Annotated in this window: 23 protein-coding genes and 1 tRNA gene; 6 read left to right on the forward strand and 18 right to left on the reverse strand. The window is 32.9% G+C overall.

Annotated elements, in window-relative coordinates:
- Nucleotides 1-76: 76 nt before the first annotated feature.
- The 9 genes from E0Y80_RS03220 to E0Y80_RS03260 all read right to left on the reverse strand — a co-directional run bounded on the left by E0Y80_RS03220 (nt 77) and on the right by E0Y80_RS03260 (nt 6,050).
- Entirely contained in the window at nt 77-499 is a 423-nt protein-coding gene (locus E0Y80_RS03220; RefSeq protein WP_156305978.1) for a hypothetical protein, read from the reverse strand.
- A gap of 132 nt (nt 500-631) precedes the next feature.
- Complete coding sequence (locus E0Y80_RS03225) at nt 632-1,405, reverse strand: hypothetical protein (RefSeq protein ID WP_156305979.1); 774 nt, start codon at nt 1,403-1,405, stop codon at nt 632-634.
- 91 nt (nt 1,406-1,496) lie between these two features.
- The gene (locus E0Y80_RS03230) at nt 1,497-2,210 is read right to left on the reverse strand and encodes a hypothetical protein (protein WP_156305980.1); all 714 of its coding nucleotides are present in this window, start codon (nt 2,208-2,210) and stop codon (nt 1,497-1,499) included.
- A 96-nt stretch (nt 2,211-2,306) separates the two neighbouring features.
- Nucleotides 2,307-2,867 (reverse strand): sensor histidine kinase, encoded by a 561-nt coding sequence (locus tag E0Y80_RS03235; protein WP_156305981.1) that lies wholly within the window; start codon nt 2,865-2,867, stop codon nt 2,307-2,309.
- Nucleotides 2,836-3,594, reverse strand: a complete 759-nt coding sequence (locus tag E0Y80_RS03240) for a hypothetical protein (protein ID WP_156305982.1) — start codon at nt 3,592-3,594, stop codon at nt 2,836-2,838. The genes E0Y80_RS03235 and E0Y80_RS03240 overlap by 32 nt, the downstream gene beginning before the upstream one ends.
- Before the next feature lie 8 nt (nt 3,595-3,602).
- Nucleotides 3,603-4,229 (reverse strand): response regulator transcription factor, encoded by a 627-nt coding sequence (locus E0Y80_RS03245; RefSeq protein ID WP_197091473.1) that lies wholly within the window; start codon nt 4,227-4,229, stop codon nt 3,603-3,605.
- 69 nt (nt 4,230-4,298) lie between these two features.
- Nucleotides 4,299-4,472 (reverse strand): hypothetical protein, encoded by a 174-nt coding sequence (locus E0Y80_RS03250; protein ID WP_156305983.1) that lies wholly within the window; start codon nt 4,470-4,472, stop codon nt 4,299-4,301.
- A gap of 363 nt (nt 4,473-4,835) precedes the next feature.
- Nucleotides 4,836-5,378, reverse strand: coding sequence for a hypothetical protein (locus tag E0Y80_RS03255; RefSeq protein WP_231595904.1), 543 nt, complete (start codon nt 5,376-5,378; stop codon nt 4,836-4,838).
- A gap of 246 nt (nt 5,379-5,624) precedes the next feature.
- A complete protein-coding gene (locus E0Y80_RS03260; protein ID WP_156305984.1) occupies nt 5,625-6,050 on the reverse strand; it encodes a hypothetical protein in 426 nt (141 codons plus the stop codon).
- Between the two features lie 535 nt (nt 6,051-6,585).
- On the opposite strand from E0Y80_RS03260, the gene E0Y80_RS03265 reads away from it, so the two are divergent.
- From E0Y80_RS03265 to E0Y80_RS03280, 4 genes are all read left to right on the forward strand, one after another.
- The gene (locus E0Y80_RS03265; RefSeq protein ID WP_231595905.1) at nt 6,586-6,999 is read left to right on the forward strand and encodes a type II toxin-antitoxin system HicB family antitoxin; all 414 of its coding nucleotides are present in this window, start codon (nt 6,586-6,588) and stop codon (nt 6,997-6,999) included.
- A gap of 397 nt (nt 7,000-7,396) precedes the next feature.
- Nucleotides 7,397-7,771, forward strand: a complete 375-nt coding sequence (locus E0Y80_RS03270; RefSeq protein WP_156305985.1) for a hypothetical protein — start codon at nt 7,397-7,399, stop codon at nt 7,769-7,771.
- Nucleotides 7,772-8,098: 327 nt separating this feature from the next.
- Nucleotides 8,099-9,892 (forward strand): GmrSD restriction endonuclease domain-containing protein, encoded by a 1,794-nt coding sequence (locus E0Y80_RS03275; protein WP_156305986.1) that lies wholly within the window; start codon nt 8,099-8,101, stop codon nt 9,890-9,892.
- A 462-nt stretch (nt 9,893-10,354) separates the two neighbouring features.
- Complete coding sequence (locus E0Y80_RS03280; protein ID WP_156305987.1) at nt 10,355-10,561, forward strand: hypothetical protein; 207 nt, start codon at nt 10,355-10,357, stop codon at nt 10,559-10,561.
- A gap of 69 nt (nt 10,562-10,630) precedes the next feature.
- Here E0Y80_RS03280 and E0Y80_RS03285 read toward each other — a convergent pair whose 3' ends face one another.
- From E0Y80_RS03285 to E0Y80_RS03325, 9 genes are all read right to left on the reverse strand, one after another.
- Nucleotides 10,631-11,113 (reverse strand): hypothetical protein, encoded by a 483-nt coding sequence (locus E0Y80_RS03285; RefSeq protein ID WP_156305988.1) that lies wholly within the window; start codon nt 11,111-11,113, stop codon nt 10,631-10,633.
- A 23-nt stretch (nt 11,114-11,136) separates the two neighbouring features.
- Nucleotides 11,137-11,577 (reverse strand): hypothetical protein, encoded by a 441-nt coding sequence (locus E0Y80_RS03290; RefSeq protein ID WP_156305989.1) that lies wholly within the window; start codon nt 11,575-11,577, stop codon nt 11,137-11,139.
- 19 nt (nt 11,578-11,596) lie between these two features.
- The gene (locus E0Y80_RS03295; protein WP_156305990.1) at nt 11,597-11,878 is read right to left on the reverse strand and encodes a hypothetical protein; all 282 of its coding nucleotides are present in this window, start codon (nt 11,876-11,878) and stop codon (nt 11,597-11,599) included.
- Nucleotides 11,879-12,166: 288 nt separating this feature from the next.
- A complete protein-coding gene (locus E0Y80_RS03300) occupies nt 12,167-12,619 on the reverse strand; it encodes a JAB domain-containing protein (RefSeq protein WP_156305991.1) in 453 nt (150 codons plus the stop codon).
- 522 nt (nt 12,620-13,141) lie between these two features.
- Nucleotides 13,142-14,971 (reverse strand): hypothetical protein, encoded by a 1,830-nt coding sequence (locus tag E0Y80_RS03305; protein ID WP_156305992.1) that lies wholly within the window; start codon nt 14,969-14,971, stop codon nt 13,142-13,144.
- Nucleotides 14,972-15,033: 62 nt separating this feature from the next.
- The gene (locus E0Y80_RS03310) at nt 15,034-15,495 is read right to left on the reverse strand and encodes a hypothetical protein (RefSeq protein ID WP_156305993.1); all 462 of its coding nucleotides are present in this window, start codon (nt 15,493-15,495) and stop codon (nt 15,034-15,036) included.
- A 289-nt stretch (nt 15,496-15,784) separates the two neighbouring features.
- Nucleotides 15,785-16,882, reverse strand: a complete 1,098-nt coding sequence (locus tag E0Y80_RS03315) for a hypothetical protein (RefSeq protein WP_156305994.1) — start codon at nt 16,880-16,882, stop codon at nt 15,785-15,787.
- Nucleotides 16,883-17,012: 130 nt separating this feature from the next.
- Nucleotides 17,013-18,125 (reverse strand): tyrosine-type recombinase/integrase, encoded by a 1,113-nt coding sequence (locus tag E0Y80_RS03320; protein ID WP_156305995.1) that lies wholly within the window; start codon nt 18,123-18,125, stop codon nt 17,013-17,015.
- A 157-nt stretch (nt 18,126-18,282) separates the two neighbouring features.
- Nucleotides 18,283-18,356 (reverse strand) — tRNA-Met (locus tag E0Y80_RS03325).
- A 328-nt stretch (nt 18,357-18,684) separates the two neighbouring features.
- Here E0Y80_RS03325 and E0Y80_RS03330 point away from each other — a divergent pair.
- Both E0Y80_RS03330 and E0Y80_RS03335 read left to right on the forward strand, forming a co-directional pair.
- Nucleotides 18,685-19,062 carry an START-like domain-containing protein gene (locus E0Y80_RS03330; RefSeq protein ID WP_156305996.1) on the forward strand — a complete coding sequence of 126 codons (378 nt, stop codon included), beginning with the start codon at nt 18,685-18,687 and terminating at the stop codon, nt 19,060-19,062.
- A gap of 470 nt (nt 19,063-19,532) precedes the next feature.
- Nucleotides 19,533-20,996 carry an LptF/LptG family permease gene (locus E0Y80_RS03335; protein ID WP_156305997.1) on the forward strand — a complete coding sequence of 488 codons (1,464 nt, stop codon included), beginning with the start codon at nt 19,533-19,535 and terminating at the stop codon, nt 20,994-20,996.
- Nucleotides 20,997-21,036 lie beyond the last annotated feature (40 nt).

The raw sequence follows: 21,036 nt of genomic DNA on the forward strand, positions 1-21,036 counted from the left end.
TATTTTTTTATGTCATTAAGTTATAGATTAAACAGTTTCCCGAGCTAAAGTTCTAGAATGAAACAACAATCTCTTCTTATTTTACCTCATAGGTCCCATCCTCTAACCATTGTATTGCCTCCCTAAGTGGGATACCAAAATACCCCGCTTTGCCTTCATCAAAAGCATTTTTCCAACGCGTATAACCAAGCTCATAAATGGGTAATGGAACATCTGCATCCTTTAGTTTGGTCGTACTCTTTCTCAAAGCATTTTCAGCAATGGGCAAATGCAGCACCTCTTCTAAAGCACCTTCAAAGTATTTTGGATTTTTAATTTTAACTGCAGCGAATGAAATATGTATAATGGTACCTTCCTTTTCGTAATCTTCAATTTTTAAGATTTTTAAAGTCGAGGATTCTTCACCAGGACGGGTATGGTAGTGCCATTGTTGACCTACTTGGTAGCTGATTGAGGGTTTTTCTTTTATGGTTTTATTAAATAGGTTATATAGATTCATTTTGTTCTTTTTTTAAATCTTTAATCGACGTTAAGACATTGGCGCATTGATTATTATTACTTTAAAACTTCAGTTTTTACTGTTTAAAAATTAAATCCTAAACTCACTTGCCAAAACTTGTGTTTTAACCATTTATAGTTCTCTAAACCATTCTTCCTTAATTAACTTATGCTTTCCATCATTCCATAGGAGGTAGGCGGAAAAACCTTTTACTTTTTCTGGAGTATTCGAATCATTAAAATCTTCAGGATAAATGAGTATATAATCGAACTTTTCTTTTGAATGCAATGCGTAAAGTTTTTCTGAAAATGCTTTATTAATCGAAGTATTAACGTAGAAAGAATTTTCGAAGTCAAAATCTCTCATTCTCATCAAATATTTAGGCTGAATGATTGCCTGATTTCCGTTTTTATTTGGGGCGAGCTTTGCAATAACTTCTTTAGTTTCAATATTGATGATAGTAATGCTGCAACCTTTGATATCTGGAGGTTTATGGTAAGCAATCTCCAAGGCGAAAATCGTGGGTTGAAGAACATGATATCCCGTATGGTTATTAGCTGGCGAAATGACTTCTTCTCCTTTTCTGTCTATAATCGCGAAGCTTGTTATTCCAAACTTTTCATAGGCTTCAGTTCGACAGGGGCATTCTATTTTCCTATCAAAGCTTTTTACGACCTCGTTATATTTTGAATTTTTAAGAAAGAAATATGGAATCCTATATTCAAAAATTGGTGCTATGGCAACCACATTAGGATCTCCACTCCTTTTATAATCGGAGTATCGGAATCCGTATTTACCATTTTCTTCAAATGTCGTCCAATCTTTAGATTGATCAGCATTGGTCTGACCAAAAGATAAATTGTTGCCAAAAAACAACATAATCATTATAAATGCTATTGTTTTCATAATCAGATATTCTAAGTGTAATTGATTCTATCAAAAAAATTCTTTCTTCTTGCCAAAAAATAGCTTTAAGAAGCTCTGTTGACCATTGGATTTACTTTACCCGATACCATGTTGCACTGCCTAATTTAAAAGTCGATCCATCATTACTAATTTCAAATTCATGGTAGGAGCCAGGAGCCCATCCAGTTCCATGATAATAAAGGTGGTTTTTGGCTTTATAGCCTCTGCTACTTGTTTTTTGAACCTCTGTAAAAAAGATTCCTCCTAAAGCTTCTTTTGGAAACCTTGATCCTCCATGAATTAATTTTCCGGTTCCATTCCTGTCAGAATCTATCCATACCACCTCGCCTGTAGCTGGGTATTTCCAAGCACCAGCAATTTGACCGAAACCACTATTTTCAGCAGGTAAACCCACCGCATCTTTCACATGAAAACAGCCATTTGCCATACCGTAATGCGTCCTTTCATTGCAGTCCATTTTATAGGAATAACCGACATCTTTGGCACTTTTGTCTGAGTGATAAAAGTATTCATAGTGAGTGTAATACCCGCTATAATTCTGGTCACCATTTACAACAACCCGTTTGATTTCTCCTGGACTGAAGTCGATTAATGCCTCATCGACTACTACACATGAAAATTCTTCGTTGAAAAATAATTTATCTCCATCCGTAGAATAAGGATATCCTCGATATTTTCGAATTTCTAGAACACCTTTTTCCAATTTTTCACAGGCAGTAAACGGAAGGAACAGTAAGAGGGCAAATAAGATACTAATGCTCCTCATTTTTTGAGTGAATTTCATAATAAGCTTGTTTAGATAATACTGGTTTGTTATCCAAAATTATTAGGAAATCACTCCTCGGTCAATACCGAAAATGGGTAATTGATTTGATGCTTTTTAACTAGTGGTAATTATTCGGACATCAATCTGCGTGCCTTGCCCCTGAGAATGGAAAAGCACTTCTCCTTTTAGTTTCTCTACACGCTTCCTAATCGACTTTAATCCATACCCTTCTGGGGCATCAGGCAATAGACCAATACCATTGTCCTGTATGATAAGATGGATGGATCGGGAATTTGCGTTGATCGTCAATATTACTAGATTGGCTTGACTGTGTTTGGCGCAATTATGGAATCCTTCTTTCAGAATCAATAATAGATTATACCTAACTTCTGCATAAAGACTGGATTCAGGATCCTGTACGTTTGATATATGCTGAAATGATATGGAGGTCCTTTCAAAATATTCTTCAGCATAGCGAATACAATACTCTTCAAAATTCTTTAAGTTATCATGATCCGGATTAATGGACCAAAGCATTTCTCGCATCGACCTGTTCATATGGTCGGAAATGGTAATTAAATTATCCAACTCTTGTGCATTATAACCACTTCCATGTTGTTTCTTGAGAATCTCCGATTGTAATTTAATAGCCGATAGGTGCTCCAAGTTCATCATGCATATCAAATGCAATGCGCTCGCGTTCTAAATTCAGTGATGCTTCCTTCTCTTGCTTTTCTATTTCTACTAAATTCTCCAATCGCTCAATTTCCAGTTTCTGTTCATTCTCCTTACTGATGATCGCTAAAAAAAAGAAGCAAAAACAGATCAAAATCTCAAATTGAAAGATCAGATATCCTGAAATATAACGGTCAAGCCCAAATAATGGATCACCAATATAAATCAGGACGGCACAAATAATCACAGTTAGCAAACCATAAAAGATATAAAGGTAATATCCGTTACGTTTGTTCCAGATATGGTAAATCATGACCCCAATTATATATAGATCGACGTAAGTGTATAAGGATTTATACAAACTATTGATTGATGCAAACATGGTAAAGTTCGACATCAATAATCTAGAGAACATACCTATACCAATATAAACGATACCCGCAATAAGGCTAATACGAACAAATTTACTTAGTCGCGAATCCAAGAAGGATAGGACAAAGGCATAAAAAAATAAGACTACTGCTTTTCTGGAAATACGAACCCATGTATAATCGCCATTTACAACTTCTAAGCGAAGAATTAAATTTGTAGTGAAAGAAAGACTGAGAAGGGCTAGAAATAAATAATACTTATTGCTCTGTTCATAAAAATATTTGAACGTCAGATACAACATAAAACAGATGTTGAATCCAATATTCAATAAACTGAAAATAGTCTCGTTTAACATGGTAGGTGTTAACTATATTTTCGTAAATAATTAATTGCCTCTACTTTATTACTTACTCCAAGCTTTCTGTAAATATTACTGATATGTTTTTTGATGGTTTCTATCGAAACCTTTTTTCTGTAAGCTATTTCTTTATATTGCTGTCCTTTAGCCAACAAGTCTAATACCTGTAGTTCGGTAACAGATAACTCAGGAATATTTATTTCCTTTTCAGATTGACTCCTAAAGAATTTTAGTACCTTTTGAGCGATGGAATTACTCATTGGTACACCACCATTATAAGCGTCGTGAATAGCTTTCACGATGTTATCCAGACTTTCCCCCTTCATCAAATAACCCACAGCCCCTACACGAAGTGATTCAAAGACATTCTCATCGTCCTCAAAGCTGGTAATAACCACAAAACTACTCTGAGGCATTTGACCTTTCAATACTTTTATCACATCGCTACCCTGAGAATCTTTTAAATGTAGATCCATTAACACAATGTCTGGGCGTACTATTGGCAATTGCTTCAATGCTTCAGCACCCGAATACAACTGAGCGACACAAGTAAACTCCTCATGTATATCCAGCACCCTTTTTAGGCTGTTGTTATAAAATTTCTCATCTTCTACGATACCAACAGAAATCATGATAGCATTTTTTACAAAGATTAGTAACCCGATACTTTTTGTCAATAACGATTTAGTGTAATGCGATATTTATATCTTTTTCCCGCACACAAATTGAATGTTTCCAATAACGTCGGATTCTTGAAGACTGGAAAATCGTTGTAGGTTGAAAACCTTTACTTCCTTTTCCTTTGCAAAGCTGCTGGTTGGCAAACAAGTAGATAAAACCAATAGGAAAGTGATAAATTGGATAATTTGCTTCATAAGATTAGTAATCTGGTTTGTAGCAACAATTTACAAATCTTTCCAGCTTAATCCTAAAGACTTTTTACAAGTGCGGGTAATAAGCAATTACTTTTTGATGGAACAAAAGGAAATTTTCGGAATAAATCCTTTGCCTTACTTTTTTCGATTCAAAGTTAAAAACAAAGCATTACAACTAATCACAATCTGTTCGAACGTGAATTTAAAGATAGTAAGGAGTGGCTATGAGATTGCGACAAAGCATTCAACGCCATAGGCATGACGAATTACCAAACCTGGTAGGATAAGAATATCACGCCAACAGAGATTTGTTAGGGTTGTCACTTATCACTAAAACCAGCAAGAATATCTGATAATAGTTCTTTATAGATTGATGTTATAAGGCGCAGAAAATTTACCTTCAGTCACTTCAATGATTTTATCGTCAACATCACGTAAACGGCCAGAAAAAGTACCTTTTACTCCCCAATCGTCAAGACTTGTAATGTTTAGTGAAAAATGGGTATCACTTAATCTTCCTCCACTATAACATTTAGTTTCTACAAAGTTTTCACCTTCATAAATTTGTAAACAATAATCTGCATCAAGTTCAGGTGAAGAACCACCTTCTACATGATAGATCCCTTCTGTGATATTTTCCTCAGAGACCAGCGTTATTCCAAAAGAAGGTGCTTTGACTACGTCATCATTTTCAAACCCAGCAACAACTACGAAATGAACCGTCTCTTCAGCTGGTGGATCATTGGCATTGGTTACACTATTAAATTTGTGTAGTTTCCCATTAAGTTTACATTCAAGATATGCTTCCCCTTTTATAGGATCTTCACTTTTGCCACAGGAGTTCATTAATACACCAGTTAGCATTATAACTATAAAAAATAGCAGTAAATTTCCAAACTTTCTCATACTAACTGTTTTAAAGGTTTACAATCAATATTGAATTTATCAAATTTACCTTTGGTAAAAAATACCTGTTTTTAGGTAATTTATAAATCAAAGCTTTCATTTTTATATAAATAGAAATGTTCGATTTATAATAGAAAATGTTTTTATAATAATCCTTTTACTTTGTTTTATCTCCTTTCATGACCAAGAAAGAACAGCAGAGAGTAGACAACTTCGTTGCCTGAGTGAATAGAAGGTGATCTACTCTTATTTCTTTTCCAAGATTAACGTTGGACCATCTACGTAAGCTTTACTCAAAGTTATTTGAGAATCTGAAAAATTAAAAACCCATTTTGAATCATTAATAATTACAAGGTTAATTTTAGTTTCTTCAGCCGAAGGAGAACCACTTAAATAATCTTTTTTGAATTCATACGGGTATTCTCCATTACTATATCCAAAATTTTCACCGCCGCTAACTTTTAACAAATTGTTTTTTTGAAAATTATAAATCACATTTTTTGAACTGTAATCAGTTGTAGATTTTTTAATTCCTGAGGGATTCATAACGTCTTGTTCAATTCGAACTAATTTCCATTCTCCAACAATCCTCGTATTGTTAATATCAATTTCATTACGCTCACAGGAACATAATGTTATAATGATTGAAATCAAAAAAATAAATCTTTTCATAGCTCATCAGTTTAAAATTACTTTTAATCATTTTCCTATAATCATGTGCTGCCGTTGTCATCACCTATGTCAGCATTCCCGTTAAAGGCATTCCTTTATTTCTTTTTACTGTTAGTCTCTTTTGCTTTTTGGAAAAATTATAATTTTAGGTATCAATAAACTGATCAACATCCTGTTAATCATACACTAATATATGAATTCATGTCTATTATTCGAAGGCTTTATTAAAATGGAATGCAGGATTGGCAATAAGGCATTAAATCGGCTTGTCCAAAGATATCTAAACGATTGCTAATATTGGAAAGAAATTCTTCACAACTAGTTTATAACCTTCGTTTCATACAATGACTACATTCTCTATTGAATATAAAAAACAATTTTTGTAAACAGTAGTAAATATACTACCTTTATATTATGGAGTTAGAGATATGTCTCATTCCCTATCATGGTAGTAAGGAAATTGGAGAAGGCCTTCGCAAAAAAATAATGAAAGATTTGGGGCTTAAATAAGCTTCAAGTTCTCAAGAAAACTAAAATGGACAACATTATGAAAACCTTGAAAATCATCATCGAGCGCAGTGACGATATGTTCAGTGCTTATGCAGAGAATGCCGAAGGCATCTATGGCGGAGGAGATACGGTGGAAGAAGCAAAACAATCCATTTTAGATGCTATTAGCATTATTAAAGCAGAGTTTACGCCAGAAAATATCCCAACTATATTAAAAGATGATTATGAAATTATATATCATTTTGATGTGGAAAGCCTATTAAACTACTACAAAGGGATCTTTACCAACTCGGCTTTGGAGAAGATTACTGGTATCAACCAACGACAGATACAGCATTACTCTTCTGGACTAAAGAGGCCTCGACAACCCCAATTGAAAAAAATAGAGGAAGGGCTTCATCGACTTGCTGCTGAATTACAGGCACTGAAGTTAGTTTAGGTCATTTTTTGCGATTTCACCTAATATTTTAAATTATCTATATTCTAACTACCCCCCATCCCCGGCACAGCTGCCGGCGTCTAACTACTAAATACTCCCTACTAAATACTAAAAAAGCTCGACTTTCGTCGAGCTTTTTTCCAGTAGCGGGGAGCAGGATCGAACTGCCGACCTCAGGGTTATGAATCCCTCTAATTAGCCTTTAAACCCACATCTGACTAGAAAAAAGCCTTTTCAAATTGCACAAAAACAAACGAATTGTCTCGCGTGTGTCTCACTAAATTATATAAAAAGTGTGAAAATAGCAACAGGTTTTGGACTCCATTCTTTGCATCTATAACCCCATGTAAATTTTCGTGTCCAAATTATTTATATATTTATTATAAATAACATAATTATGATTAGATATACTTGTTTAGCTGTTATAAGCTTTATTTTTCTATTAAATTCATGTGCGACTTCCATGTCTCCCTCTCAAGTTAATAGTTTATTACCACGAATGACAAAAGCAAAATTTTACAGCCAAATTCAAGCAGAAGAATCAATTAAAAGTGGAGGATGTAAATTGTTGGTTTCAGAACGTAAGTATAGAGCGCCTATAGGAATTTCAACATCTTCCGACTTAAAAAATGGCGCACGAGGTATAGATGAATGGGTGAATATTGATGGTGGAAATGCATATTTTTTAAAAAATTATCAATGGATACCTTTAGATGGTGCAGAGAGTAAAACACAATTAACTATTGAATTTGGAACTATGCTTTGCAATTGATACAGCTCGCCGTCCTGCGAGTTGAGCGAGGTGTCGTTGAAGAGAAATGCGCAAGCATGATTCAACGATATGTACGAAGTACACGTAGACTGTTGGCGGTATTTTTGTTTCAAAAATAGTGACAACATCGAAGCCTGAGCGATCAGCAGGCGAGCCAAACTCTAAAAGCAGGAAGATTTTTAATGAAATTAAAAAGATTTAGGAGCTTTTATGAAGCCGATCCAATGTAAAGAAATTAGCATGACATAATATTTTATTATGGCGTGATAATTTTCTATATTGGCTGAGGCGGAATGCCTTATTTCCAATTAATAATGATGTAAAAATATGACAATTAAAAAGGACTCATCAGATCTTTCAATTAAAGGTGAAAGCATACAAACCTTATATGGTTATTATCTAAAGAAACAATTCTTAGTAAACAGAAGGTATCAGAGAAAACTTGTCTGGTCAATTGAAGAGAAGAAGAGCTTTATTAACTCAATAATCAACGGTTATCCAGTGCCATTAATTTTACTCGCTGAGGTAACTATTCATGAAGAAAAAACGTTGGAAATTATCGATGGAATGCAACGTATGAATGCTATAATGTCCTTTATAAATCAAGAATTTGATATAGAAGGCAAATATTTTGATTTAGATACAATGGCAGATTCCAAACTTCTTAAAGATGATGGTAAACTTGTTCAGAAGACTGAGATATTAGATAGATTTTTATGCGTGGAAATAGCAAGATATCAGATTCCACTGTCAATTTACCAAGAATCAGAGGAGAAGAATGTTGACGAAATTTTCAGAAGATTAAATTCAGGAGGAAAGCATCTATCCAAGCAAGAGCTTCGACAAGCAGGTGTATTAACAGATTTTGCAATATTAGTTCGACAACTTTCATCAAATATTCGTGGAGATTCTAGTGCAAGCCAGATATTAGATCTAAATTCTATGAAGAATATTAGTATTACTAATAAAAATTTAGAATACGGGATTAATATAGAGGATATATTTTGGGTGAGGAATAACATTATTTCTAAAGAAGATCTTAGACAGTCTAAAGATGAAGAAATTATTGCTGATATACTGGCTTGGGTAATTTCAGATAAGAGCATTAGGTCAAGTTATGAAATTTTGGATGAACTGTATGGTTATAATTATGACAAAGAAGAGTCGGCTATATACCAAAATGTTGAGACTAATATTAAGAAAATCAATACGGAGGTTATCTCTAGCAATATCCAGTTTGTATTCGATTCGCTTATAGAATTATTAAAAGTCTCTGGTAAAAATTTTAATAATTTAATCTTTGAGAGTCAACAACCTAGAATTTCTAGATACTTTCAAATTGTTTTTTATTCTTTATATGAATTACTTATTTCTCAAAACAAACAGATATCCGACAAGAAGGCTCTCATAGCCGCACTAGATAAAGCAGGAGATAAAGTAATCAAACTTTCTGCAGGTGGCGGCCGTTGGTCTGCTAAGGAAAAACAAACTCAAACTGATGCTCTTGTAGGCGTTATATCACGTAATTTTATTGATTCTGACAATAATGATCCGGCTAGAAGTCAATGGATAACAAAATTCGAAAATATTCTTATGCAGTCATCAACTGAACAGACCTTGTATGATTTTAAAGTCGGGTTGCATAACTTAGATGAAGCTAGAGAGTTTAATAATGAATTATTCAACAAAGTTATATGTACCTTAACCGCAATGGCAAATACTCATAAAAATGCTGTAGGATATTGTTTAATTGGTGTGTCAGATACTCCAGATACAACAAGAAGATATAAGGAAATTTATGGTACTGAAGCTATAAGATATTCTAACTTTGATATAACTGGTGCTAATGGCGATGCTAGTAACTATAAAAAGCTAAGCGATGAATACTTCACTAAATTAGTCAACCTTATAAAAACTCAACCAATTACTGAAAGAGATAAAGATAATCTGCTGAGAAACATATCTCTCATAAAATACTTTGAAAAGGAAGTTATACTCCTAAAGATAGAATCTGATTCAAAGCCATCAATTTATAATGGAAAATATTTTGTTCGTCATGGAAGTAATTTGAGTGAGGTTTCGGCCGAAAATTTTGCGGATTTGTTTAAACGATTTCAATAATATTTGTTTATCTTATCTTATACACGAAACCCTCCAAATTTTAAGTGAGTGTAATGATTTTAAGTGAGGCACTAAAAATTATTCAGGTGTTAATAAAAGTATATAGTTGTAGCTTACAAGACTTTATTATCCTTAAACCATATAAACTAGCATATACATCCCTAATACTCATGGAAACTCTCAAAAGTTTCATATGATGTGTTAAGGATTGTTTTCAAAAGAATGATAAAGAAGAGAATGGAGTCTGTATCATCACATAAAAATTTGGACACCATATTTGGTTTTTAAAACCCTGAGTAAATTTCTATGTCCAAACTCAAACTATCATAAGAAATCCATAAATAGCTAAAAGTCGACAAACTTTAACAAATTACAAGTTTAGGTTTAACGACAAAATAGTATTAATTAAATTCGAAAACTAAATTTTGAATCACATTTCTTAATAAAACTTAAAAGAAAAATATGAATTGGGTAAAAACAAGTGAAAGGCTTCCAGAAGCAAATAATGATTTTTATGTGGTTTCGGTTACAAAAGGAAATTTCACATTTCTAGCAGTAGGACTTTACATGAGACTTGAAAATAAATGGTACTATATGGATAAGGAGAGACCAAGTGGTGAAGTCATTGAAAATGTAAATGCTTGGGTAGAACATATTGGCGTTTATTAGAAAATAAATATCTAATAAAAAATAAAGCCTCTTCTAATGGAGAGGCTTTATTTGTATTTAAGAATTTTATTACTCTAATCCATCAATAAAGTCTGTTGTAGTAACATTATGGTAAGAATTATTTTCCGCTAAATCAATCATTTGAGAAATTGTAGAAAAGCAATCACTATTCAAAGAACCAATGTGTATTTTCCCTTCTAAATCACCACTTGTAAATTCGTAGATTCTCCTTAAGAGAGTATTAGTAAAATAATCACCTATAAGATCTTTTATCCGATGATCTAGACTATAAACTATACTAAATATACCTTCAGGGGAACAGCCCAAAGAAACTATTGCAAATGGAGTTGTAATTTGTTTAATTAATGATTGCGATTGCTTTGAATTCAGGAAATCACTCTTAACACTAAATCTAAGCTCTTCATGTTTAAGCCAAGATTGGACCCTCAATAAAGTTTCTTCAATGTTTATAAAAGCCTGTTTTAAAGCGTTATTGCGATTTTGTATTTCATTAGTTTGAGTACAAGATGCATCAATATAATGTGTTGACATATTATGAAAAGATTAATACTTGCTTATAATAACTTTCTGTATTTATTATTGGTTTTGTCAATTAACTCTGCCAATTCAATTCCGTAAAAATCATTATACTTTTTAAGCTCCATTCTAAGTTGATAAACCTTGTCGCTTAATTCATCTTCTCTTGTATATTCATTAAATTTAATCAATCTGACATCAAAATAATATTCAATAGAACAATTTGAAGGATTCTCTGTGGTCATAGTTAATTCAATAAGATTATAATTCTCTTTCCATAAGTAATCCATAGCTGTTTTATAGGCTAAATCATACTTACAGGATTTTGAAAGTTGTTCATTCATTCTTTCTTCCTCTCTTACCTTTAACTCTTGTTTTTTCTCGGCTTCCAACTCCTGTTGATGGATTTCTTTTTGTTTTTTATTGTAAAAAAAATACGCTGGCAATCCTATTCCAATAAGAATTGCTAAAACATTCATAAAAAAATTTTTCATAATCCTATCTATTTCTATTTTCCAAAATAAAATCAGACTGTCTCTGTCCTTGATTTTGTTCAACCAAAATTTTGTCTTGGAAATAATAGAAGAAATTAAAATCGTTGGCTTTGTAAACTGTCTTAGTCAAAGTCTGCTGTACAAGGTGAATACGCTTACGATTTTTCTTAGTTTCTAAAAATTCTTGCTCAGTCATTCCAATTCTGCTCCAAACCTTTCCAGATCCACAAGAACTCAAGAATAATGCTCCTAAGATTAGGGCAAATAAAAAAGTTTTAAAATTCATAAAAATTAAAATTAAATGGTTCGAATGCCCCTGTTCGAAAGGTTAATAAATAAAAAGCGTGGGACGTAACCTAGAGCTGAATTGCTGAGAGAGGTACCTAGGAGAACCCTGCACAAACAAAACAGATAGGCACGTCCCACGCTTATATATAGCGTAGAACGTTACCATATCCATCCTTGTTGCGCAAATTGAAAATTTCCTAGGTTTTCTCTGTCACAAGAACTTCAAGCTAACGCTTAATTTCTTAAATATTTTAATGATACAAATATAGCAAATAATGAATTGCAGTTAAAACATTCCTTCATCACGTAAACTAATGTAGCTGTCATTCGATAAAATCAAGTGATCGCACACCTCAATATCCAATAGTTTGCCACAATCAACAGCTTTCTTTGTAAGTGCAATATCATGGGAACTGGCAATCAGTTTTTCGGATGGATGGTTATGTGCAAGTATAATCTTGGATGCAGATGCTTTCAATGCTATAGAAAATATAACCTTCATATCAACTGGTACAAAGTCTTTACCACCCATTGCAATGTCAACAACTCCTAAAACTCTATTTGCATTGTTCAAAAGGATTACCTTGAACTCTTCCAAGAATGTCATTAATCCTTCATCCCAGACATTTTTAAATATCTGAAAGGCTTCCTTAGAAGATGAAACTTGGGGACATTCAGAAAGCTTGAATTTAGGTTTAAATTCAACTTTTATTTCAGATACGTTCATTAGATTTTTCATAATCGATTGTGAAAATTTGTACATAAAAAAAGCCTATCGGTTTTTCCGATAGGCTGTGTTATTGGTTTTGATGTTGAAAGAATGGCTTCCAACTCGAAGCGTTGTGGGGGGATGTTGATATCTAGGATTGATGCGGGGGGAATAGAAAAAAAGTTTGATAGTGGTAATATGTTGACAATAAGGATATCTGAGGTCAAATAGATTTTTGATTGATTTTAAATGGATGATAATTAAACAGTTTTATCAAAATTAAACCCTCTTGTTTATTGTATAATTAGGTGCAAGATTAAAAATGAAAATATTGATTCTTTATCTTTTAGGATTCGAACTTTCTGGCTCGAATCGTGAAGAATGAAACATTTCATCAGATTTGGTATTTTTTAGTTTAATTGGGTTGAACTTTTTCATAATTCGTTTTGGAAAGCAAATTGAAGTAGAATTAACTCTAAAAATGGGACAGTATTTTTCTTGAAATACCTCTTATAGGGGTAAATAATTTACTGTCCCAAAAAATTGAGTTCATTATTTATGATCTAATATTTTATAAAACCAAATGTTACGATTTTCCCCTCTTCCTTTGTAGCGATCACTAATTTCTAAGTATCGTTTTGCATTAACAATAGTATGTTTCATCGGAAGGGAATATTTGTCAATTATATCTCCAAATTGTTGCTTTAGATCATCTCCTTGCCATTCAGAATTGATTGGAAATTCATTTCTCAAATCTTCTATAAAGGGGATGCAATCGGCTGAGTCGTTAATCAATTTTGACTTAATTGCTTTTTCAACATCAGTTTTACAATGTGCTTTATATATTTCTTCTAATAGGTTCAACTTTATAGCCAGGAATATCTCTGGAAAATACATTTGAGTTTCAGCCACTTGCTGTTGTAAATCATTGTATTCATCAGAGGTTGGTTCGAAATGATTATACCCATCTAAAAGATCAAAAATTCTTGTTATGTTTTGTTTGTAAGATCTGAATATTCTTCTTGAAATATCTGACTGTGAATCGTAGAAAAAATTTCTGAAATAAGTTTCAACGTTAAAATAATTAATATCAGTATTAAAAATTGAAGAAGTATTATAAGAGTCTATTAATTCGACTTGGGAGGTATACTGAAATAAACATTTTTGCTTTAAAAAATAATTATCAATAAGGAAATAAGATTTTTTACGAGTGATGGGATCGAGAAATTTATTATAAACATGACCTTCGAATGAAATTTTAAAAGCTTCTCTTTGAGATGGTTTTGTAGAAGCATCATGAAGTGCTAATAGGTGGCTATAAACACAATCAAGGGTATGGATAAATATCTCTGCGTCTTCAATTTTCTTGCAATTTAGTTTATCATCAACGTTCGAAATAGCTATTATTTTCTTCCTAAAACTATCATTTCTAAATCTTCCTATAATTTGTATTGCTTCCGAATTAGCATCGATTATAGAATGTTCTGCCATATGAGTGTCTGTGATAAGAAATATATTACAATCATAATCTATATCAATATCAACGGCCGAGAAGAATCTAGATGTGAAAAAATTATACTTCACAAAACATTCTTCTTCAATTGAAGAGGAGGCATATTGCACCTTTCCTTCTATGTCACCTAAACTTTTATCTGATACAAATACTGCACTTTCATTAGAAATATTAAGTTTTGAAATGATTTTTTCAATTCCTCTTGTTGAATTGAAGAAAATGAAATTTTTACGACCTTCATTTTGCTTTATAAGTAACTGAAATAATGCATATTGATTATTTGTAATATGCAAATCGATATTCATAGTGATATCATAGTTTGGAATTATTGAAAGATATTCAAAGTTTTGACTTTTAAATCTCGGATCGGTTGGGACTAGTGCAGTTGCAGAAATGAATGCTTTGTTATCAAACATGAAGAAATGTATTAGTGGATCTGTTATTGATTCTCGAAATTCAATATCCTTAGTGATTTTGTCGCACTCATCAAATAAAAGGAAAAAATCTTTATATAGGTTAAAACGACTTTGGTTATCAATACATGCCAATACTATCTTTTGAAATGATTCAGGAGTGGTTAGAATTTTCTTCTTTTTAATGTTTTCATTTAGTAAATATTCTAAAACATGTCTCTCGGACACTCCTCTATAAACACCTAGGATTTCAGGATGTTTTTTCTCCTTACCTATTATAACTGGAACATTTGGTTCAATAATGATTGAATGCCTTGTTAAATCTAGAATTTCCATTGTTGTTGCACCAATACCTGTGATGTTTTTAAAAATAATATGGTTAGATGGAATGTGAGGAAATATTGATTTAGGTAAATCCATTAATTTTTGTCCTTTATTGATTGTAATAGTTTTCATGATTTTAATATTTGTAGGTTAAAAAATAGGCTGTCCAAATAGGACAGCCTTGACTTATTTAATTATGCGGCAAAATCCGCATCCTCAGAAGTATCACCTTCATCAGGAATTTCAATTTTAATGTTTAGGTAATCAATCAACTCTTGAAAGCTAATATAAACTCCTTTGGTTTTTAATGCCATTCTAAAATTTTCAAAACCAGGGAAGCAGATCACTTTAAATTTTTCTCCACCGCCAGAAATATAATTTATGTTTACATATACATAATCAACATCAAAACGATCAGTGTATACTTTTGACGAAACATTTACTCTGGCTTTTATGAATAAATTTTCTAGTAGAAATCTAAAGGAAGTAAATTCATTTTCGTCTAGATTAGAAATATAATTTATCATTTCTTCTTTTGTACAGATACCAGATTCACTATTATCATCTTTAAAGAATGATAAAACAGTAATTGGTTGGTTTTTAGTTTGGAAGCCTGCAACCTTGTTGCTTACTTTCCTTAATGTAATTTTTTTCATTTTAAAAATTGTGTGCATTATTTATAATTTCCAACTAACCAACTGCACATTTATTGGCTAGATGTCATGAGCAAAGCTCTTTGTTTAATTTGAGGGGCAACTATTAAATTAATATTTCCTTGCCCCCATTTTTTCTTGTATTGTTATCGCATTTCAAAGAACACTCAACAGTTTATTCGCATATTTTCTGAGGCGTTATCCGCTGTTGACAATACAAAGGTGCATCAACGAAAAAGGGGGATAAAAACAACTTAATGTTTCTATCCCCCCTTTTTGGAATTGAGTTAATTTATCTTAGAAGCTGTTTGACAAAGTCTTCCTTAACATCCTCATTACCATTTAATTCCAAACCTTTCTTGTCAGGAATAAATGAAAAAGATCTGAGCAAAGAAAAAATAAGCATGTGCTTGTGTTTTTTCTTGAAACCTTTAATAGCATGATCCTCTAAGAAACTATTGAGTGCTGGAACAACAACTTTTAAGAATTCATATGTTGGTGTTAGTCTGGTTTCAAAATGAGTATTATTATGAACCATGGTATAAAGTGAATCAAAATATTCAAAACTCATTGAGGGTTTAATGCCTTCAAAATTCAGAATGGCAATTGCTTCAGATATGAAGCTTGTGAGAGTGAATTTAGAGGTTACTTCATTTGAATAAAGTTTGGACTCCAGTTTCTCCTCGTTAGAAATTTCACCTTCAAGCTTATAAGAATTAATAAAGTCGTAATATTTACGTTTAATGAAAGGTTCTAACATCAATTTTAAAATATCATCTTTAACCTTTTGGGTTTCAGAAATTATTACAGAGCCATATTCATCCTTTTTGCGGAGAGATATTTCAACGTTTGATATATTCTCCCATTTATCCAAGAGCTGTCTTAAATAGGTTATTTCTTCAATGTCTTCATTGAATCCAGACTTTGATAATGATTCATGATATTGAGAATAATAAGAATTCCAGTAATCAACTTTAAAAAGAATAAACAGATCTATCAATTGATTGAAAAACTCATTTAACCTTTCTTTCTCCTCAGCATTTATAACGTTTAAATCTTTTTTAAAAAGTAAAAGAGAAATGAATTCATAAATTCTAGAATCATCATGGTAAAACCTTCCATCTTCGGTTTCCTCAAAAACCATATAAAATGTTTCATTTACGATTCTGAAATTTTGGTGTTGCTCTTCAAGCGTGTTTGTTAGATTAGATTTATTCCCAATTGATTTAAAAGTAATATCAAGTGGATTGAAATACCTTTTATATAGATCGGTAATTTCAATCGTACAATTTAGATTGAATTCTTCTTTTAGCAGTTGAGTATTCGCAGGTTCTTGGAAATTTGAAGGGTCAAATAGTTCATCTTCATCCCCATAATTGTATTTAGACATATAATGTGAATTGATGGCTAATAATAAACAAAAAAGCCCAACCCCACAAAGGGAATTGGGCGAATTTAGTTTTTATGATTTGGACTTCGTTTTTTGCATGGGGATATAAATGTATATTTTCGAGTCCAAATTAAAGTTCAGGCATTACACTTCTAAGCTCTTCTGTATTGTGAACACCTAATCCACGAAGGTATTTTAATGTTACTATCATGTCTGAATGACCTAAAAGCTGTTGAAGGATATGGAGGTCTTTAGTTTTCTTGTAAACGTTAATAGCTGCTGTATGACGGAAAGAATATATTGTTTGTTCCTTCCTAATAATTCCCTTTTCTAACATAACCTTTTTTGAACGTGTCCATAGTGTTCTAAAATAATCATCATTAAAAGGCAGATTAGATAATGAGAAAATGTTATCATCACGCTTAATCTGATCAAGAATAGGTTTTAATTCCTTTTGTACAAATAATGGAACATTCACAGTTCTGATTACTCGACTTTTGTTCTCAACTCCACTTAATGTAATAATGGAATAATCACCATTAAAATGCTTTTTATTTAACACCCTTACTTCATTGTGAGGTCTTAAAAATGTTCCATAAACTAACAAACAACATAAATACAAATATTGATTAGTCTCTTTAAGATAATCTAAAACTGTTTTTAACTCCTCTTTTGAATAAATTTCATGAAGTTTTGCAATTGATTTTTTGGGTTTTACTTTTCTAACAACATCGATATCCCTATCCAAAATTCGACTGGCTTCTGAAAAGATTGCCATTAAATTTATTCTTTTATTTGAAAATGTAGTATTAGAAGTTCGATATAAATTCAGAAACTTTTCAATATGAATAACCTTTAATTCTAATATTGAAACCGTATGAAAGTGTTTTGGTAATACATTTAAAAAAGCTTTCAAAGTTAATTTTAAATCGCTCTTATAAGATTTGCTAAGATTTTCAGACAATTTTCTATTTAAAGCTTCGATAAGGATTTCCTTTACTTGGAAGTTTTCAACTTTAGAATTAGGATTTAGAACACCATTTTTTAACGCTGATAAAAATTCAAACTGAAGTTGATCTAAAAGCTTTCTTTGCTCTTTTAAGGTCTTTGCTGAATTCGGAAAAATATGCAAGCCTAGTTTTTTTCCTGTGTATTCTTTATAACGTTTGCCGTTAAAATAATAATAGATATAAGACCTTGTCTTAATATCTTTTCCTTGAACAATGATTGGATCTGTGTACATCTTATTAAAATTCTGTCTCGCTTGTGTCTCGCTTAGAATTTCTGTACAATCTGGAAAAGCAATTGCTAGTTAAAATATTTAGTACCCAAACGTCAAAATATGAGTTTAACGTGGATATATACTAAAAAAGCTCAGCGAATGCTGAGCTTTTTTTCAGTAGCGGGGAGCAGGATCGAACTGCCGACCTCAGGGTTATGAATCCTGCGCTCTAACCATCTGAGCTACCCCGCCGTTTTTCGGTATGCAAAGATAGCAATAAGGAATAATTATCAAAGAATAATTTATACAATTTTAGGATTTAAATCATCAATTCCTAGCCTATAATTCACAATCAATTTATAGTCAAAAAGATAGCTTAACAGCAATTAAATGGAAATTATCGGTAAATACAGGCTCAGTCCTGCCTTTAGACTGTTAATAATGCGCTTTTTGTGAATAAAAGATTTAATTAGATTTTTTTGAATAACGGATTAATTCATTATACTTACAAAAAGTAGCATGTATTACATGTGAACAGATTACTAACAAAAATTTATATAGATCTACTTATAAGTATCAAATGGCAGAAAAGATTAAATTAAACCTAGAATATGTACTAAATTCTTCACCTAGAATTCTCTTTCCTTACCTACAGGAGCCTAATGAGCTTGCTCAGTGGTTTGCAGATGATGTGAATTATCATGATGGTATTTATGAATTTATTTGGGATAATGAGTCCCACAGAGCACGATTGGTCGCTACCAAAGAAAACAAGAGCGTAAAATTCAAGTGGTTGGATGATGAGCCTTATTTCTTTGAAATTGAAATTATTCAAGATGAACTGACCAATGATGTTGCATTAAGTGTCACAGACTATGTCAAAGAAGACAACATTGATGACCGAAAACTTATTTGGAACAATTCGATCGGTTACTTGCAAAGAGTAATCGGAGCATAAAAATTTTTCTTAACTAGAGCCTCTAATGCAAATTAGGGGCTTTTTTCATTTTGTCCAAGCTTTTTTTTGATTTCAGCCATGTCTGCTTTTGGTTTTGCTCGTGTTTTGCTAGTGTCTCATCCACAGCTTGTCCAAAACTTATCCGGAGCTCGTCCGCTCACAAGCGGACGAGCTGTGGACCATGTCATAACAAGGTGCGGACCATTCACGAGCAAAACACGAGCGAAACCCGACTGGAACCAATGCAGAGCCAATGCAGAGCACTGATTTACACAGAATTTCAACTGAACGAAAAATATAATTTTTGCTAATAGCATAAAGTCAAAAAAATTAGTCCAGTAAAAACAACCTTCAATATTGAATTTCAGATTAACTTTTTCTAACATTTTTTGAATAATCAAAATTGTATCTTTGCATTTGGAACCTCGTATTTCAAGGAGAAAGCCGAGGCATTCCGATTAAGGAATCAAATGAAAAAAGTTAACTTACTCATATTACAAGCATTCATAAAGCCATTTTTGGTGACATTCTTTATTGTCATGTTTGTTCTCGTGATGTTATTTTTATTCAAATACATTGATGACTTAATCGGCAAGGGATTCCAATGGTATGTTATCTTGGAGCTGTTGAGCTATCAATGTGCTGTTCAGCTTTCCATGGCGCTGCCACTCTCGATGTTGCTATCGTCGATTATGACTTTTGGGAACTTAGGTGAAAGCTATGAGCTAGTTGCCATTAAGGCTGCTGGGGTATCTTTACGTAAAGCTATGACCCCATTATTTGTGGTGGTGGGACTATTCAGTGCAGGATCTTTTTTCTTTTCCGACTATATCTTACCGGTGGTGAATCTGAAAATGGGTTCACTATTGTATGATGTCCGGAAGAAAAAAGCCGATTTCTTTATCAAACCGGGAGTATTTAACAATACCATCCCTGGATATTCGATTCGTGCGAAAGGGAAAAGTGAAGACGGGACGACCTTGCATGATTTAATGATCTATGAGCACCCATCAGGTGGTACAGCTACGAACGTTACTTTTGCGAAGGAAGGATTTATACAGAATTCACCCGATAATAATTTTATGGTGCTGGAATTGAAGGATGGGGTTCGCTATGAGGATTCACGATCGGAAAACGCGAAGCGTTATGATCCCAGACAGCAGTTCACCAGATTTAGATTCAAGGAGACAACGACTAAATTTGATATGGGAAGTTTCCAGATGAATAGAACGGATCAGGACCTCTTCAAATCCCATCATCAGATGTTGAACTTGAAGCAGCTAAAACTTTATTCAGATTCTAATCGGATTTATATTGACAGCTTGGAGCGGACAAATTCTTTTGAAGCAAAACGTTATATTAACTATTATTCGCCCTACTTTAGGGAAAATAGTCCCGGAAGGACGAAGGCTAAGGTATCTCTACCTGACTTTGATACAAATGGTCAGATGAGGATGTCCATTAATAATGGCTTGAGCCAGGCACGTCAGATTAAAGATATGGCGGTCAATCGAGAAGCAGAATTTGCTCCGTATGCGGAGAAGGATGTTCGATATGATATCGAATGGCACCGTAAGTTTACCTTGGCTTTTTCCTGTTTATTGCTCTTTGGTATCGGAGCGCCATTGGGAGCCATTATCCGCAAGGGCGGATTAGGACTTCCTGTTGTGATGGCGATCATATTCTTCTTAATCTATCACGTCATTGCTACGGTTTCGGAAAAAGCAGCTAAAGATGCCAGCCTGACTCCTATGTGGGGAATGTGGATGGCAATTATAGTACTGACACCACTTGCGATATTCCTGACCTACAAATCGACTTCCGACTCGGCTTTATTTGATGCCGATCAGTATAAGATGAAGGCACAGGCAATCTGGAATAAGATCATTGGATTTTTCAATAAAAAGAAAGAGAATAAGGGTACGCCCGCATAATAATTAACAGTTAAAAGGAAAGGGCTTCGATATTTGAAGC

Origin of the sequence: Sphingobacterium endophyticum, from assembly GCF_009733535.1 — a bacterium.
GTDB classification, from domain to species: domain Bacteria; phylum Bacteroidota; class Bacteroidia; order Sphingobacteriales; family Sphingobacteriaceae; genus Sphingobacterium; species Sphingobacterium endophyticum.